This window comes from Haloechinothrix halophila YIM 93223 (genome assembly GCF_000504245.1).
In the GTDB taxonomy this organism is placed as follows: Bacteria; Actinomycetota; Actinomycetes; order Mycobacteriales; family Pseudonocardiaceae; genus Haloechinothrix_A; species Haloechinothrix_A halophila.
Window position 1 is genome coordinate 773,361 of the sequence record NZ_KI632509.1, and the last position, 16,349, is coordinate 789,709.

Annotated in this window: 16 protein-coding genes; 11 read left to right on the plus strand and 5 right to left on the minus strand. The window is 67.1% G+C overall.

Annotation, left to right across the window (positions count from 1 at the left end; genetic code table 11):
- Nucleotides 1–280 precede the first annotated feature (280 nt).
- From pdhA to AMYHA_RS03565, 4 genes are all read left to right on the plus strand, one after another.
- Entirely contained in the window at nucleotides 281–1,510 is a 1,230-nt protein-coding gene (pdhA, locus tag AMYHA_RS03550; RefSeq protein ID WP_034267914.1) for a pyruvate dehydrogenase (acetyl-transferring) E1 component subunit alpha, read from the plus strand.
- The gene (locus AMYHA_RS03555; RefSeq protein WP_034267917.1) at nucleotides 1,510–2,556 is read left to right on the plus strand and encodes an alpha-ketoacid dehydrogenase subunit beta; all 1,047 of its coding nucleotides are present in this window, start codon (nucleotides 1,510–1,512) and stop codon (nucleotides 2,554–2,556) included. Before pdhA ends, AMYHA_RS03555 begins: the two co-directional genes overlap by 1 nt.
- Nucleotides 2,557–2,571: 15 nt before the next feature.
- Nucleotides 2,572–4,011: a dihydrolipoamide acetyltransferase family protein gene (locus AMYHA_RS03560; RefSeq protein ID WP_034267920.1), complete on the plus strand. Its 1,440-nt coding sequence runs from the start codon at nucleotides 2,572–2,574 to the stop codon at nucleotides 4,009–4,011.
- A gap of 210 nt (nucleotides 4,012–4,221) precedes the next feature.
- On the plus strand, nucleotides 4,222–4,716 hold the full coding sequence (locus tag AMYHA_RS03565) for an FxsA family protein (protein WP_034267922.1): 495 nt from the start codon (nucleotides 4,222–4,224) through the stop codon (nucleotides 4,714–4,716).
- Nucleotides 4,717–4,764: 48 nt separating this feature from the next.
- On the opposite strand, the gene AMYHA_RS03570 is transcribed toward AMYHA_RS03565, so the two are convergent.
- Both AMYHA_RS03570 and AMYHA_RS03575 read right to left on the minus strand, forming a co-directional pair.
- Complete coding sequence (locus tag AMYHA_RS03570; RefSeq protein WP_034275663.1) at nucleotides 4,765–5,346, minus strand: SCP2 sterol-binding domain-containing protein; 582 nt, start codon at nucleotides 5,344–5,346, stop codon at nucleotides 4,765–4,767.
- A gap of 81 nt (nucleotides 5,347–5,427) precedes the next feature.
- Nucleotides 5,428–6,102: an SCP2 sterol-binding domain-containing protein gene (locus AMYHA_RS03575; RefSeq protein ID WP_034267924.1), complete on the minus strand. Its 675-nt coding sequence runs from the start codon at nucleotides 6,100–6,102 to the stop codon at nucleotides 5,428–5,430.
- Between the two features lie 179 nt (nucleotides 6,103–6,281).
- On the opposite strand from AMYHA_RS03575, the gene AMYHA_RS03580 reads away from it, so the two are divergent.
- Nucleotides 6,282–6,947, plus strand: coding sequence for a TetR/AcrR family transcriptional regulator (locus tag AMYHA_RS03580; protein ID WP_196776827.1), 666 nt, complete (start codon nucleotides 6,282–6,284; stop codon nucleotides 6,945–6,947).
- A gap of 40 nt (nucleotides 6,948–6,987) precedes the next feature.
- On the opposite strand, the gene AMYHA_RS03585 is transcribed toward AMYHA_RS03580, so the two are convergent.
- Both AMYHA_RS03585 and AMYHA_RS03590 read right to left on the minus strand, forming a co-directional pair.
- Nucleotides 6,988–7,845, minus strand: coding sequence for a MaoC/PaaZ C-terminal domain-containing protein (locus AMYHA_RS03585; protein WP_034267927.1), 858 nt, complete (start codon nucleotides 7,843–7,845; stop codon nucleotides 6,988–6,990).
- A 7-nt stretch (nucleotides 7,846–7,852) separates the two neighbouring features.
- Complete coding sequence (locus tag AMYHA_RS03590; RefSeq protein WP_034267930.1) at nucleotides 7,853–9,202, minus strand: 3-oxoacyl-ACP reductase; 1,350 nt, start codon at nucleotides 9,200–9,202, stop codon at nucleotides 7,853–7,855.
- A 355-nt stretch (nucleotides 9,203–9,557) separates the two neighbouring features.
- Between AMYHA_RS03590 and AMYHA_RS03595 the strand changes: the two genes are divergently transcribed.
- The 4 genes from AMYHA_RS03595 to AMYHA_RS03610 all read left to right on the plus strand — a co-directional run bounded on the left by AMYHA_RS03595 (nucleotide 9,558) and on the right by AMYHA_RS03610 (nucleotide 13,384).
- Entirely contained in the window at nucleotides 9,558–10,871 is a 1,314-nt protein-coding gene (locus AMYHA_RS03595) for an acetyl-CoA C-acetyltransferase (protein ID WP_051399505.1), read from the plus strand.
- 238 nt (nucleotides 10,872–11,109) lie between these two features.
- Nucleotides 11,110–11,553, plus strand: a complete 444-nt coding sequence (locus tag AMYHA_RS25500; RefSeq protein ID WP_051399506.1) for a DUF4282 domain-containing protein — start codon at nucleotides 11,110–11,112, stop codon at nucleotides 11,551–11,553.
- Nucleotides 11,554–11,645: 92 nt separating this feature from the next.
- A complete protein-coding gene (locus AMYHA_RS03605) occupies nucleotides 11,646–12,524 on the plus strand; it encodes an ABC transporter ATP-binding protein (RefSeq protein ID WP_034267933.1) in 879 nt (292 codons plus the stop codon).
- Between the two features lie 59 nt (nucleotides 12,525–12,583).
- Entirely contained in the window at nucleotides 12,584–13,384 is an 801-nt protein-coding gene (locus AMYHA_RS03610; protein WP_157361779.1) for a hypothetical protein, read from the plus strand.
- A 7-nt stretch (nucleotides 13,385–13,391) separates the two neighbouring features.
- Here the strand turns inward: AMYHA_RS03610 and AMYHA_RS03615 are convergent, their stop codons facing one another.
- Nucleotides 13,392–14,045 carry a hypothetical protein gene (locus tag AMYHA_RS03615; protein WP_157361781.1) on the minus strand — a complete coding sequence of 218 codons (654 nt, stop codon included), beginning with the start codon at nucleotides 14,043–14,045 and terminating at the stop codon, nucleotides 13,392–13,394.
- 321 nt (nucleotides 14,046–14,366) lie between these two features.
- On the opposite strand from AMYHA_RS03615, the gene AMYHA_RS03620 reads away from it, so the two are divergent.
- Entirely contained in the window at nucleotides 14,367–15,356 is a 990-nt protein-coding gene (locus tag AMYHA_RS03620; RefSeq protein WP_034267937.1) for a daunorubicin resistance protein DrrA family ABC transporter ATP-binding protein, read from the plus strand.
- On the plus strand, nucleotides 15,353–16,192 hold the full coding sequence (locus AMYHA_RS03625) for an ABC transporter permease (RefSeq protein ID WP_051399508.1): 840 nt from the start codon (nucleotides 15,353–15,355) through the stop codon (nucleotides 16,190–16,192). The genes AMYHA_RS03620 and AMYHA_RS03625 overlap by 4 nt, the downstream gene beginning before the upstream one ends.
- Nucleotides 16,193–16,349 lie beyond the last annotated feature (157 nt).

Below are 16,349 nucleotides of genomic sequence, written 5' to 3' on the forward strand. Positions count from 1 at the left end.
TCGAGCGACCGCTCGGACACTAATCGTTCGCAATCCCGACTCTCGGCGGCCCCATGTTCGGAAGACCAAGCAGTTTGCGCAGCTCAGCAGCCATATTCAGGCAACGAATCGGAATCTGGGGCTGACATCTGGCTCGGTGCTCATGCCAGGATATGAAGCAGAACACCGTCAACGCCGACGGCAGCCGGAACCTTCCCCACCGGAAGTACCCGGCACCGTCGGCAGCAGTCGTCGCACTCGCCACAAGTGGGAGCGAGACAAGAGACCGAGGAGACAGCACATGTCGTCCCCAGAACAGTGGGCGCAACCAGATCAAGGAGCAGAGTCGGCCGCGACAGCGGGTCAACCCTCTCCGGACCAAGTGATCGCGGGATTGCGCGCGACAACGGAAGGCGGAGCTGACCTGATTCAGCTGCTCACCCCGGAAGGTGAGCGAGTAGAGTCCCCGATCTTCGACCCCTACGTCGCCGATGTCGACGATGCGTCCTTGCGCGAGCTGTATCGCGACATGGTCATCGTGCGCAGGGCGGACCGGGAAGCCAACGCGATGCAGCGGCAGGGCCAGCTCGGCATCTGGGTCCCGCTGCTCGGCCAGGAAGCCGCGCAGATCGGCTCCGGCAGGGCGATGCGCCCCAAGGACATGGCGTTCCCGAGCTACCGCGAGCACGGTGTCGGCTACGCCCGCGGGGTCGACTTCAAGGAACTGCTCGGCATCTTCCGGTGCTCCGACCAGGGCCAGTGGGACTTCGCCAAGCACCGCTTCCACCCGTACACCATCGTCATCGGCAACCAGGTGCTCAACGCCTGCGGCTACGCGATGGGCCAGAAGTTCGAGGGCAAGGTCGGCAACCCTGAGGCCGACGGCGGTGACGAGAACGAGGCCACCATCTGCTACTTCGGCGACGGCGCGACCAGCCAGGGCGATGTCCACGAGGGTTTCGTCTGGGCCGCCGTCTACGACGCGCCGCTGGTGTTCTTCTGCCAGAACAACCAGTGGGCGATCTCCGAACCGACCGAACGCCAGTCGCGGCTGCCGCTCTACCAGCGGGCCCGCGGCTACGGCTTCCCCGGCATGCGTGTCGACGGCAACGACGTCCTCGGCTGCCTCGCCGTCACCCGGTGGGCGCTCGACGCCTGTCGCAACGGCAACGGCCCGGTGCTGATCGAGGCGTTCACCTACCGGATGGACGCCCACACCACCACGGACGACCCGACGCGCTACCGGCTCTCCGACGAGCTGGAGGCGTGGAAGCTCAAGGACCCGATCGAGCGGGTACGGGCGTACTTGACCCGTAACGGCGGCGCGGATGCCGACTACTTCGCGGAGGTCGACAATGCGGCCGATGAGTTCGCGGCGGAGCTGCGCGACTTCTGCTTCAACATGCCCGACCCGCCACCGGAGCGGATATTCAGCAACGTCTACGCGGACCCGTCCCCTGTGGTCGATGCGCAGCGGGAAGAGTTCCTGTCCTATCTGGACGGTTTTGCCACCGCGGGAGGTGAGCGGTGATGGCGGCACCCGCGAAGTCGGCCAACTCGGCAACGGTGAACCACCCCGAAGCGCCGTCCTCGGTGCAGAACCTGACCATCGGCAAGGCACTCAACCTCGGCTTGCGCAAGGCCATGGAGGAAGACGACAAGGTCATCCTGCTTGGTGAAGACATCGGCAAGCTCGGCGGCGTCTTCCGCATCACAGACGGCCTGCAGAAGGACTTCGGAGAGCAGCGCGTGCTGGACACCCCACTCGCGGAGTCCGGCATCGTCGGTACCGCGATCGGCCTCGCGGTGCGCGGCTTCCGGCCGGTCTGTGAGATCCAGTTCGAGGGCTTCATCTTCCCCGGCTTCGACCAGATCAACAGCCAGCTCGCCAAGTTGCACTACCGCACCCAGGGCGAGGTCAAGGTTCCGGTCGTCATCCGGGTGCCCTACGGCGGCGGCATCGGTGCCGTCGAGCACCACTCTGAGTCGCCGGAGTCGCTGTTCGCGCACCTCGCGGGCCTCAAGGTCGTGTCGTGTGCGAACCCGGTCGACGCCTACTGGATGATCCAGCAGGCGATCAAATCCGACGACCCGATCCTGTTCTTCGAGCCGAAGAAGCTCTACCACTCCGGTGCGCTGAAGGCCCCGGTCGACACGGCCGCGACACCGGAGCCGTTGCACAAGTCGCGGGTGATCAAGCAGGGCACCGCGGCGACCCTCGTTGGCTACGGGCCATCGATCAAGGTGTGCCTCGACGCGGCGACGGCGGCGTCGAGTGAGGGCACCGAGTTGGAGGTCATCGACCTGCGCACGCTCTCGCCGCTCGACCTCGCGCCGGTGTTCGAGTCGGTGCGTCGCACCGGACGGCTCATCGCGGTGAGCGAGGCCCAATCGGAGTCCTCGATCACCTCGGAGATCGTCGCGCGCGTGCAGCAGGAATGCTTCTACTCGCTCGAGGCACCAGTACTGCGGGTGACCGGGTTCGACACGCCGTACCCGCCCGCCAAGCTGGAGGAGCACTACCTGCCGGACTTGGATCGGGTGCTGCACGCCGTCGACCGCACGCTGGACTGGTGAGGGGGTCACTGACACATGCCTGAATACAAGCAGTTTCCCCTTGCCGACACGGCGGAAGGTCTCACCGAAGCCGAGATCCTGAACTGGCTGGTCAAGCCGGGCGACGAGGTCACGGTGAACCAGATCGTCATCGAGGTCGAGACCGCGAAGGCGGCCGTCGAGCTGCCGATCCCGTGGTCTGGGGTGATCACCGAGCTGCACGTCGAGCCCGGTCAGGTGGTTGAGGTCGGCTCGCCGCTTCTCACCATCGACGTCGACCCGAACGGTGCAGAGGTGCCGCAGCAGGCCTCGTCCGAGGTGAACGGGTCGGCTCCCGCCGAGGCCCCTGCCGAGTCGGCTGCGGAGGAACCCGCCGAGGAGGAGATGAAGCCGCTGGTCGGCTACGGCTCCAAGCCGACGGAAACCAAGCGGCGTCCGCGCAAGGACACCCCGGCGCGCACCGGGGCTCCTGCTGCTTCCGCTCCGTCGGCAGCCGCGTCCGCTCCTGCCGCGCAGGCGTCCGCTCCCGCTGCGGCGCCGGCGGAGGCCATGTCGAACTCGACCGCCACCCCCGCCTCGCCGGCCAAGTCCGCGTCGGACTACGTGCCGCTGGCCAAGCCGCCGGTGCGCAAGCTCGCCAAGGACCTTGGCATCGACTTGCGCACGGTGATCGGCCACGGCAGTGGCGGCGTCATCACGCGGGAGGACGTCGAGCGGGCCGCGAACGGTTCGGCGCCGGCGGCCGAGCAGCCAGCCGCGCCGTCCGGTGTGCGGGAACGCGGCGAGCGCAGGGTGCCGATCAAGGGCGTCCGGCGGATGACCGCCGAGGCGATGGTCAAGTCGGCGTTCACCGCTCCGCACGTCACGGAGTTCCTCACCATCGACGTCACGCCGATGATGGAGCTGCGGGAGGAGCTGAAGAAGCACCCGGACTTCGCTGGCGTGAAGCTGACGCCGCTGACCTTCGCCGCCAAGGCGATGTGCATGGCGGCCAAGCGCACGCCAGAGGTCAACGCGCGGTGGGATGGCGACGCAGGCGAGATCGTCTACCACGACTACGTCCACCTGGGTGTCGCCGCGGCGACACCGCGCGGGCTGGTCGTGCCGAAGGTCCGCGACGCCGACGAGCTGTCGTTGGTTGAGCTGGCCAAGGCGATCGAGGAGCTGACCAACACCGCACGGGACGGCAAGACGCCACCGGAGGACATGGTCAACGGCACGATCACCATCACCAACGTGGGTGTGTTCGGCGCTGACACCGGCACGCCGATCATCAATCCTGGTGAGGCGGCGATCCTGGCGTTCGGCGCGATCAAGGACATGCCGTGGGTGGTCGACGGCGAGATCGTGCCGCGCAAGGTGTGCCAGCTCTCGCTGAGCTTCGATCACCGGTTGGTCGACGGCCAGCAGGGCTCGCAGTACATCGCGGACGTCGGCGCGCTGCTGGCCAACCCGGCTATGGCGATCACGTACTGACCCGGTTCGGGCCGGGGACGACGCGCCCGGCGTTGTCCCCGGCGCCCGGACCGCCGCCTCGGGCGAGTTGATCACCCACCCTGCTCGTAGGCCCATCGAAATCGGGCAAAACGGCCACTTTTGTGGTTCTACGAGAGGGGAGGGTGATCAACTCGCGGACCATATGGCGTCCTGGGAACGAAACGTCTCCTCGCGTACGTTGAAGGAGATATGGGCGTAGTACTGCTGCTCTACCTGATCGTTGAGGTCGTCGCCGTGTGGGCGGTGGCCTCCGTCGTCGGCGCGCTGTGGACGATCCTGCTCCTGCTCGCGGGTGCGATCGTGGGTTCGTGGCTGGCACGTCGCGAGGGCGGCAAGGCGATGCGCGCGGTCGTCGCCGCCGCGCAGGCCGGACGTTCCGGCCATCAGGAGGTCACCGACGGGATGCTGGTCGCGCTGGGCGGCGTGCTGATCTTCCTGCCCGGCTTCGTCACTGACGTGCTCGGTGTGCTCGCCATGGTGCCGCCGACCCGCACCGCGCTGCGTCGTGCCTGGTTACGTCGACTGGAACGCAGTGCGAGCGGGCCGCGTGGCGGCGGGATGCGGTACGGCCGCAGGGTGGTCGTCGTGGACGGCCAGGTCGTCGAGGACACGTCCTACGACTCAACGTCCGATCCCCGCCGGGACGACCGTGACGACGGTCCGCCGCGCATCATCGAGGGCTGAGCGGGCGACCAGCCGGCTTGACGCTCCCTAGGCCCGCCGAGCGCGACGTCAGGCCGCTGGCTTCGGGATGTCGAAGTAGCTGGTCAGCATCGCGGCGACGGAGTAGTCGCCCTTGATCTTCACCTTGCCAGTGACAAACATCGACGCGAACGCGGCGTTGCCCGTCGCCATCAGAATGAAGTCGTATACCGACACCGTTACGGTGGTGTCGGGAATTCTGTCGAGATCTTTCGCCGCCGAGAAATCGCCATCCTCGATGACCGTCTGGTAACGGTCATAACCGTCCTCTCCGTCACCATTAGTGAATCGCCACGAAACGACGATGCTGACGTCCCGGACTTTTTCCTGAATAAGCTGTTTGGACATGCGACGAAATATTTCGTCGAGAAAGAACGGCCGCAGGATTTCGTCCTCGGAAAGCGCCCTGAGTTGCTCCTTGCTCGCCCGCGACACCAGCCGAACGAGCGAGTCGGTGCTGAGCGTGTTCAGGTGGACACCCGCGCCCGCTTCGCCAAGCATGTGCAGGGTATTCAGCAGTTGCGTGAACTGCTCAGGGGTCAGTCTGCTGAGGTCGAGCGCCTGGGCGAGCGTGTCGAGTTCGTCGCCGGTCGTCGTCGCTTCGTCCGCCAGCCGCGGCGCGAAGTAGCGCTGGCGGATGCGGTGGAACCACGCCTTCGGCGTCCGTTTCTTGGGCACGTCAGCGATGGTACGTCACGTCCTCGGCGAAGGAAGATCGAAATACCTTATCAAGCCGGCGGCGAATCCGAGATCACCTTTCACGTTCAGTTTTCCAGTGACGAATAACACAGCCGGAGTCGCTTGCCGGGTGGTGAGCCGGAGAAAGTCAACCGGCGACACGGTGATCGTCGCGCGCGGCGTGCCGTCGGTGGCCCCCGCGCGCACCGTGCAGCCGCCGTCGGCGAAGTGGCACTCATATCGGTCGTAACCAGCACCGCCAATGCCGCCGTTACCGTCGCCGCCGGTCAACCGCCACCGGACGACCGCGTGCAGCCGCCCGACCCGATCCGGTCGCACGTGCTGCCGCATCCGCTGGAACGCCTCGTTGAGCAGGGCCTCCCGCAGATCTGGCTTCGCGAAGACGTCGTCGAGCTGGGCGCGAGATGCGGTCGCGATGAGCGTCGCGAACGTGGCTGACTCGACGTCGCTCAGGTTGACGCTTGGCACGGCCGCGCCGATTCTGCGGAGCGCGTCGAGTAGCCTGCGCACGCCGGATCTGTCCAGTTGGGCGGGATCGACAGCCCGGACGATGGCGTCCGGGCCGAGTCCGGCGCGCGTGACGTCGGTGGGCTCGATGGTCTCCAGCGTCTCGATGAGGTGGTGGCCACGTAACGACGGGAGCGCGTCGATGCTGGCGTTGTCCGGCATCGCTCCTCCTGTCAGTCGCAGGTCACCGCGTCCCTGCCTGCTGCGATGGAACCTACTTGGAAGTAAACCTACCGGCGAGTAGATTACGGGACAACTGACTGTGAAGGATCTAATGTTGGCTGTTGGCGTCCGTGCGGGCCAGCTCAGTACCCTCACGCGGCGATAGGGAGGTGCTCGGAGTGCAGGAGAAGGCAAAGCGGCCGCGGCGGGCACGGCGCTTGCCCCGCGAGGTGCGGGAGCGCCAAATCCTCGACGCCGCGGTCGAGGTGTTCTCCGCCAACGGCTACCACGCCGCGTCGATGGATGAGGTCGCCGAGGTCGCCGAGGTGTCGAAGCCGATGGTCTACACCTACCTCGGCTCCAAGGAGGACCTGTTCGCCAAGTGCATCCGGCGGGAGGCGAAGCGGCTGCTGGACGCCGTCGCCGAGGGTGTGGACACCGACATGCCGCCGGACATGCAGCTGTGGAGCGGGCTGCGGTCGTTCTTCTCGTTCGTGGGCGACAACCGCAGCTCGTGGCTGGTGTTGCACCGGCAGGCGCTGTCGGTCGGGGGCTCGTTCGCCGAGGAGATCTCGCAGATGCGGGCGCGCTCGATTGAGCTGGTCGCCGCGGTCGTCGTCGCGACGGGCACCAGGCAGGGCATCGGCGAGGAGGCCGAGAAGTCCGCGGAGGGACTGGCCGCCGCGCTGGTCGGTGCGGCGGAGTCGCTCGCCGTGTGGTGGCTAGACCACCCCGACGTCAGCGACGGCCTGCTCGCGTCCTGGCTGATGAACCTGGTCTGGCTCGGGTTCGGTGACCTGGTCAAGGGCGAGGTCTGGACGCCCAACTTCCCGGCACCGACGTAGCGTCCGCCGGAGGCACTCTGCCCCCGGCGGACGCGCCGCTTCAGAGCCGCCGGATGCTGCCTTCCAGGTACGGCTTCGGTTTGCGGGCATCCCACAGCTCGAAGGCGTAGCCCTCCGTGGTTGTCCAGTTGGTGAACCCGGCCTTCGCGGGCAATAGCACCGGCAGCTTGAACGTCACATCGATCTCGTAGGCGTCCGGCAGCTTGCCCTCGAACGCGGCGAGTGCGTGCGCCTTCGTCCACATGCCATGTGCGATGGCGCGCGGGAAGCCGAGCAGCTTCGCGGTCGTGTTGTAGAGGTGGATGGGGTTGTGGTCCCCGGACACCTCCGCGTAGCGCCTGCCGATGTCGTTCGGGATTCGCCAGATCGCCCGCGCCGTCGGCTGTGCCAGCTGTTCCTTTTTGGACTTGCCGCCGCCACCGCCGCCGCGCTTGAGGTATGTCGACACGTCGATCCACGCTGGCTCGTCCTCACCAGCGAGGATGACCTCGCTGATGACATCGAACTGTGTGCCCTTCTCGTGGTCGCGCAGGTTCTCGACGTGCACCCGCAGCGTGAACGAGTCAGCCAGCGTGATCGGCCTGCGCTGGGTGATCTTGTTCGACAGGTGCACCAAGCCCATCAGCGGGAACGGGAACGACGGGTCCGACATCAGCTTGACCTGCAACGGGAACGCCAGGATGTGCGGATACGTCGCGGGTAGCGCGTCAGTCAGCCGGAACCCACACACCTCGTTGTACTTCGCGAGGTGATCGGGGTCGACGACGACGTCCTTGCGCACCAGCACGGTGTCCGGCAGGTCCTTCCGCCGCGAGGCGACGCCGGGCAGCATGCCCATGACGGCCCTGCCGAACAGCGGTCCGAGTTTCGGGGACGAATCGAGTTCAACGACACTCATGGCTGCCTCACGCCCCGATCAGGGCCTGGCCGCAGACACGGACGATGTTGCCGTTGACCCCGGCTGACGCCGGATTGGCGTACCAGGCGATGGTCTCGGCGACGTCCACCGGCAGCCCGCCCTGCGCCAGGCTCGACAGCCGCCGCGCTGGCTCGCGGATGGTGGCGGGGATCTTCGCCGTCATCTGGGTCTCGATGAAGCCGGGTGCGACCGCGTTGAAGGTGTGGCCCTTCTCCGCGACAGCGGGCGCTGTGCTGTCGACCATGCCGATGACACCGGCCTTGCTCGCGCCGTAGTTGGTCTGGCCGAGGTTGCCCGCGATGCCAGCCACCGAGGACACCCCGATGAACCGCGCGTTATCACCGAGCACGGACGACGCGAGCAGCGTGTCGTTCACGGCGAGCTGCGAGAGCAGGTTCACCGTCAGGACCGAGTCCCAGCGGCCCTCGTCCATGTTGGCCAGCTTCTTGTCCCTGGTGATGCCCGCGTTGTGCACGACGATGTCCAGCTTGCCGTGCCGCTCGGTGAAGTAGTCGACCAGCTTGGTGCCAGCATCCTTCGCTGTGATGTCGAGCTGGAGTGCCGAGCCGCCGATCTTGTTCGCGACCTGTGAGAGGTCCGCGCCCTGCGCGGGGATGTCCAGCACGACGACGTGGGCGCCGTCGCGGGCGAGTACGTCGGCGATCGACGCGCCGATGCCGCGCGACGCGCCGGTGACCAGCGCGACCTTGCCGTCGAGCGGCTTCTCCCAGTTGGTGGGGGCGGTGATCGTCGCGCCGCCAGCGCCAGCGGTGCCGACCCGGATGACCTGGCCGTCGACGAACGCCGACTTGGCCGACAGCAGGAACCGCAGCGTGGACTCGGTCGCGCCCTCGCTGCCGGCGGCGACGTAGACCAGCTGCGAGGTCGCGCCTTTCGTCAACTCCTTGCCGACGGAACGGGTGAAGCCTTCCAGCGCGCGCTGCGCGATCCGCTCCTTGCCGCTGGTCAGCTCGGGCGGGGTGCCGAGCACGACCACCCGGCCGCAGTAGCCGACCTGACGCATCACCGGGTGGAAGAAGTCGTACACCTCGCGCAGCTGCGCCGGGTCGGTGATGCCGGTGGCGTCGAAGACGAGCGCGCCGTACTTGACGCCCTCGGATGCCTCCTTGCGGACGTCGATCCCAGCGCTGTTGAGCTGCTCGGCGACGGTCTTCTCCAGTCGTCCGCCCTTGGCGGCGCCGACAAGGGCGGGACCGTCGAGTAGGGGCTGACCTGGCTCGTAGCGGCGCAGCGGTGTCGGCTGCGGCAGACCGAGCTTGGGCGCGAGGAACTTGCCTACGGATGAATTGGTGAACTGCGTGTACCTGTCGGCCATACCTGCCTCCTTAGTGAGGTCATGCCTTGTTGGTCATGCCAAGCCGTGTTCCGTGGTGGGCTACCCCGCGACGACCCACATCCCACTCGTGTATCCGAGCGAACTTCCGAGGACGTGTGTCAGCGCACAGCCTAACCTACTTGCGAGTAGGTTAGTATCTGCAGTGACGACAGTGCCAGACACGTGCAGATACTGGGTCGTTCGTCACGGTAGGCGCATTCGTCGGCCGCGACGACCGGACGCCGTCAGGGAGCACCAATGAGCTGATGCCGCCCGTCGCGGAATGCGAGACACTGGCGACGCGCACGCGGGCACGTAGCAGCTTCCATCCCCGCACGAAAGCAGGAGGATTCACATGGCCACACCGAAGAAGGCAGCCGGAAGCGCGGGCGGCCGCAAGACGGTCCGCAAGGTGGCGATCATCGGCGCCAACCGTATCCCGTTCGCGCGCTCGAATGGCCCCTACGCCAAGGCGTCCAACCAGGACATGCTCACCGCGGCGCTCGATGGCCTCGTCAGCCGGTTCGGTCTGCAGGGAGAACGTATCGGCGAGTTCGCGGCTGGCGCCGTGCTGAAGCACGCGCGGGACTTCAACCTCGCGCGCGAGACGGTGCTCGGCAGCCAGCTCGCCCCGGAGACGGCCGCCTCGGACGTTCAGATGGCCTGTGGCACCGGGCTGCAGGCGATCGTCAACGTCGCGAACAAGATCGCGCTCGGTCAGATCGACTCCGCCATCGCCGGTGGCGTCGACACCACAAGTGACGCGCCGCTCGCGGTCAACGACGACCTGCGCAAGATTCTCGTCCAGCTCAACGCGGCCAAGACCGCGGGCGAACGGGTGAAGTTGCTCGGCAAGGTCCGGCCGGGCCACATCGTGCCGGAGATCCCGCAGAACGCCGAGCCGCGCACTGGGCTGTCCATGGGCGACCACGCGGCGCTGACGGCGAAGGCTTGGGACATCAGCCGCGAGGCGCAGGACGAGCTGGCCGTCGCCAGCCACCGCAACCTCGCCGCCGCCTACGAGCGCGGGTTCTTCGACGACCTGATGACGCCGTTCCTCAAGCTCACCAAGGACCAGAACCTGCGCGGCGACTCCACCGTCGAGAAGCTGGCCAAGCTCAAGCCGGTGTTCGGCGGGCCGGAGGGCACCATGACGGCGGCCAACTCGACGCCGCTGTCCGACGGCGCGTCCGTGGTGCTGCTCGGCACGGCGGAGTGGGCACGCAAGCACAATCTGCCGGTGCTGGCGTACCTGACCTACAGCCAGACGGCGGCCGTCGACTACATCCACGGCGACGACGGCCTGCTCATGGCACCGACCTACGCGGTGCCTCGGATGCTGGACCAGGCCGGCCTCGGTCTCGGCGACTTCGACTACTACGAAATCCATGAGGCGTTCGCGTCGCAGGTGCTCTCGACGTTGAAGGCGTGGGAGGACCCGGCGTTCGCCAAGGAGAAGCTGGGCCTCGACGCGCCGCTCGGCTCGATCGACCGCTCGAAGCTCAACGTCAACGGCTCCTCGCTGGCCGCTGGCCACCCGTTCGCCGCGACCGGCGGCCGGATCGTGGCCACGCTGGCGAAGCTGCTCAACGAGCAGGGCTCTGGCCGCGGCCTGATCTCCATCTGCGCCGCTGGTGGCCAGGGCATCACCGCGATCGTGGAGAAGTAATCGTGGACATGGAGAAGTAGCGAGCTTGCCGCCGCGACGGTGACCGCGCTGCGGAGTGTGGTCACCGTCGTCGTGGCTCTCGGCGGGTGCTCGCGCGGCACGTACGCCGTTGGGGTGATGGCCGCTGCGCTAGGCAGCGCTTCGGCGCGCGCCGCCACCGGATGGCGGGTTATGGTCGCGGCAGCTCAGGACCAACGGCGGTCCGCGTCGTTCGCACTGGCGCACTGGAGGAGAAGCCATGGGGATATTTGACGTCTCGTTCAGCAAGTTCATCACGCCGACCGTGGTGAAGGTCGTCTACATCATCCTCATGGTGTTGCTGGCACTTGGCTACGTCGGCGCTGTGATCGGTGGGTTCGCCAACGACGCCGCCGCGGGGTTCCTGGTGCTGATCCTCGGCCCGATCTTCGTGTTCCTTTATCTGTTGCTGATCCGGGTCTCGCTCGAAGCTCTGGTTGCTGTCGTCCGCACCGCTGAGAACACCACCGAGCTGGTGCGTATCCAGGGCGGTGGTGGTAGCCCGGCTGTCCAGTGGCAACCGCAGGGTGGACCGCCGCCCGGCCAGCCGCCGTACGGTGGCCCGCCCCAGCAGCCCGGCCCGCACGGTGGCCCGCAGCAGTCGCCGTACGGCCAGCAGCCCCCGCCGCAGACGCCACCGCCCGGCTTCTATCCGAACCAGTAACGCCGAGGCCGACGGTCATTCCGTCGTGTTGACCTCCCCTGGCTTTCGCGAAACGCCACATCGCCGGGGCAGTGCCTGGTTAGAATCGCGCGGTGTTGAGTGCCCGCGAGTTGACCAAGGTGTACAACGGCAGACCAGTCGTCTACAACGTTTCGTTCGACCTCCAGCCTGGCACGGTCACCGCGTTTCTCGGGCCGAACGGCGCGGGTAAGAGCACCACGCTGCGCATGCTGACCGGCCTGACCCGGCCGACGCACGGCCAGTCGTGGTTCGCAGGCAAGCCCTACACCGCGTGGCCGAATCCGGCACATGTCGCTGGCGTGCTGCTCGACGCGTCCGCGACGCATCCCGGCCGCACCGGCCGGGCACACTTGCGCAACATCGCGATCCTCGCCGGGATGCCGACCAGCCGGGTCGACGAGGTCCTCTACGAAGTGGGACTCGGTGACGCTGGCGGCAAGAAGGTGGGCAAGTACAGCCTGGGCATGCGGCAACGGCTCGGTCTGGCACAGGCGCTGCTGACTCGGCCGCCCGTGCTGATCCTCGATGAACCGATCAATGGCCTCGACCCGGAGGGCATCCGCTCGATCCGCAACCTGCTTCGTGGCCATGCCGTGGCGGGCGGGACGGTCTTGCTCTCCAGCCATGTCCTCTCCGAGGTCGACCAGACGGCCGACAGAGTGCTGATGATCGGCAACGGGCAGATCGTCGCCGACGGCCCGCTACGGGAGCTGGTCTCATCGCAGCAGTCGATCGCCAGAGGACCGGACACCGCGCGGCTGGCGCAGGTGCTGCAGGAGGCGGGCATCGGCGTGCAGCCGACACCGGACGGCGCGGTGTTCGCCAATGCCACCCCGGAGCGGGTTTCCGACGTGGCGTTCAAGGCCGGGGTGCAGATCCACAACATCACCGAGCACGAGCAGAGCCTCGAGGAGATCTTCTTCCGGCTGGCGGGAGGGCAGCAGCGATGAGCGGATATCAGCCACCTCACGGCGCGATGGCGCAGGCCCCGGCCACAGGTGCGCCACCGATGTCCCCACAGCCGATGCCCGCTGTCGGTCAGCCTCCCGCGCAGCGGTCGCCGTGGCAGTACCGCGCCGAGCGGCGCGCGTCGTTCCTGGCCCAAGTGCGCGTCGAGTTCCGTAAGCTCGCCGGGACGATCAGCGACCGCATCCTGCTGATCATCGGGCCACTGGTGCTGATCGGGCTCTCGGTGTGGATGCTCTCCCTCGTTGAGCGGATGGAGTCGGCCGCGGATCAGCTCGCCCCCGCGGTGTGGTTACTCCGGATCGCGGCGATCGTGCTGCACGCCGTGCTGATCAAACTGATCGCGGGCGAATGGCAGCACCGCAGCGCGCAACCGACGCTGCTGGTGCAGCCCTCGCGGGCGCGTTACTTTCTCGCGCAGGCCGTGGTCGTACTGGCCGTGTGGCTGTTCTGCGCCGCCGCGCAGATCGCGGTCACGTTCATCGTCACACCGATGTCGACCGCCCCGACGTCGGGCTATCTGCTCGATTACCGGCCAGGGTGGGTCATCGGCGTGCTCATGCTCGGGTCGCTGTCCGCTGTCATGGCCGCCTTGATCGTGTCGATGTTGATCCCGAACGCCGCTGGCGCACTCGCGGTGTACTTCGGCGTCGTTCCCGTCATGGCGATCATGTCCGGCGTCGCGCCGGAGGTGTTCGTCTGGATCGACCCGCTCGCTCCCGCGGTGACGCTCGCGGGGTTGTCACCGGTCGACAGCCCCGCGCCAGTGTTCACGTCGCTGGCGTTGTGGCTGGGCCTGTTCGCGCTGTCCGGCTGGGCGGTGTCGCGGCGCGACCTGGCCTGAGGGGCCGTTACCCGGTGGCCAGCGAGCCGCCGTCCGGATCGATCATCGGAAGGAGCTCTTCAGTGATCTCGCGCATTCGGGGGCAGTGCTCCGTCACGAACGAGGCCGCTTGGTCCTCGTTGACTTCCCACGTCGTAGTCGGTTTGATGAGTTCGCCAAGAGGGGCACCGACGTCCTCGTGCAGCAAGCCGGTGAACCGGATCGCTTGCGGTGAGCCGGTGTCGACGACGTATTCGCATCGCGGAGTGGTCGGAACGCCACGCAGGTCGAGCTGTTGCACGGCGTAGTAGCGGTCGAGCAGGATCGTGCGGCGGAAGTGGCCGCTGTGGTTGCCACCATTCCAGAAATCGGGGAAGGCCCTGTCGACTGAGGGATTCGGCGGGTATTCGACCGTTATCCAGACCTGAGCCAGCGTGCCTCCCTCACCCCCGTCGAGCTGGCACGACTCGTTGCCAGGCACGCCTGAGTCCCTGCCGGTCCCGGCGAGCCCCAGCTCGCGTAGCCGACCTGGATCGAACTGGGAGCAATCCCCGGTGTAGGGGTAAGGCCGTTCCTCGAGCGACTTGACGTCGTCGTAGGCGATGGCCTCCTCGGGGATGCTTGGTGCTGGCATGGTCGGGTCAGGACCAGGCGGGCTGGAGCAACCGACGAGGACCGCCATGCCGGCGAACATCAGGGCCACTGCGCGCGATGACGATCTCCTCACCCGGGTATTTCATCACGAACGCCGCAGCCGCGTGGGCGTTTCCCATCCGCAAGGGGCACGGGTTCAGCTCAGGGAAAAACCCTGACGACTTTGTCGGTGGTTGTCCTTAGCATGACGTCGGCGTCATTGGGAGTGACGCCATGACTCAACATCAGGTCGTTCGCCGCCCTGCGGTATGGCGCGGCGTCGTCTAGTCAGGCAGCACAAAGCAGCGGTGATGTGCGCCCGGCGAACGGCCGTCAAGAGCGCGGCTTCGCGCTCGTTGCGGAGGGAAACATGGGATCTCGCTTCGATGGTGTCGCCGTGCGTGCGGAGGGGTTAGTCAAGTCATTCGGCTCGACCCGCGCGCTCAACGGCGTCGACCTGGAAATACCGACGGGCCAAGTGCTAGGACTGCTTGGCCCGAACGGCGCCGGCAAGACGACGACCGTGCGCATCCTGACGACGTTGCTCAAACCGGACTCGGGCAGCGCGATGGTCGCCGGACACGACGCGGTGGCCGACCCGGATGCGGTGCGCCGCTCGATCGGGCTGTCAGGGCAGTACGCGGCGGTGGACGAGAACCTCACCGGGTTCGAGAACCTCTACATGGTCGCGCGGCTGTACGGCATGAGCCGTTCGCAGTCCCGCGCCCGCGCCCGTGAACTGCTGGAACGGTTCCGGCTGACCGAGGACGGCGATCGGCCGTCGAAAGGCTACTCGGGCGGCATGCGGCGTCGGCTCGACCTCGCTGGTGCGCTGGTCGCGCGGCCGGTCGTCGTCGTGCTGGACGAACCGACCACCGGGCTCGACCCGCGCGGCAGGATGGACACCTGGGAGGTCATCTCCGAGCTCGTTGACGACGGCACCACGGTGCTGTTGACCACGCAGTACCTTGAGGAAGCTGACCAGCTCGCGGACGCCATCGTCGTCATCGACAAGGGCAAGGTCATCGCGGGCGGCACCGCCGATGAGCTGAAGAACCAGGTCGGTGGTGAGCGGCTGGAGCTGATCGTCGCCGACGCCGCCGACCTGCGGTCCACGGCGCGGGTGCTCGCCGAGGTCGGATCGGGTGAGCCGTCGACCGACGTGCATACCCGCAAGGCAGACATCTTGGTCGACACCGGGCCGAAGGCGCTGATCGAGGCGCTGCGCAGGCTCGACGCGGAGAACATCCTCGTGTCTGACGTCGCGCTGCACCGGCCAACGCTCGACGACGTCTTCCTCGCGCTCACCGGCCACGCCGCCGAGGAGGATTCGACTGACACGAAGGGGGTGGCGGTATGACGGCTGTCACGCTGGCGCCGCCGCGGGGTGGTTTTGGCAACGCCATCGCACGCACCCTGCGCGACGGCGGCGTCATCACCTGGCGCAACCTGATGAACGTCCGGCGCAACCCTGAGCTGCTGCTCAGCGCGACCCTGCAGCCGATCATGTTCGTGCTGCTGTTCGCCTACGTCTTCGGTGGCAGCTTCGGCGGCGGGGCGTACCGGGAATTCCTGATGGGCGGCATCTTCGCGCAGACGGTGGCGTTCAACTCGGCGTTCACCACCATCGGTATGGCCAACGACCTGCAGAAAGGCGTCATCGACCGGTTCAGGTCGCTGCCGATGTCGCGGATGGCGGTGCTGCTGGGCCGCACTACGGCGGACCTGGCCGTCAACTCGCTCGGCCTCGTCGTGATGTCGCTGTGCGGACTGATCGTCGGCTGGCGGATTCGTGGCAGTTTCACCGACGCGGTCCTCGGCTTCGCGGTGCTGTTGCTGTTCGGGTTCGTGATGTCCTGGATCGGTGCGTTCGTCGGGATGCTGGCGGGCAAGGTCGAGGTGGCGCAGAGCGCAGGATTCATCTGGATGTTCCCGGTCACGTTCATCTCGTCGGTGTTCGTGGTGCAGACGACGTTGCCCGGTCCACTGCGGACATTCGCGGAGTGGAACCCGGTGACGGCGGTCGCTGACTCGGCGCGCAGCCTGTTCGGTAACCCGCCATTGCCCGGCTTCGAACGTCCGGAAGGTTGGGTTGCGGACAACGCGACGCTGTACGCGATTCTGTGCTGCATCGCGATTTTCGCGATCTTCGCACCACTCGCGGTAGCGAAGTACCGCAAGGTCGCGAGCAAGTAGGAACGACACGGGATGTCAGCAGCGGGGTGTGGCCATGACGGCCGCACCCCGCTCTTCGTGTTTCTGCGGATATCTAGCGCAGGTGCTAGACACGGCTAGACAGCCGTAGTTCGCGCGCCAACCCCCGCGAGTCGCACCCTATTCGCCGCGAGTTGTA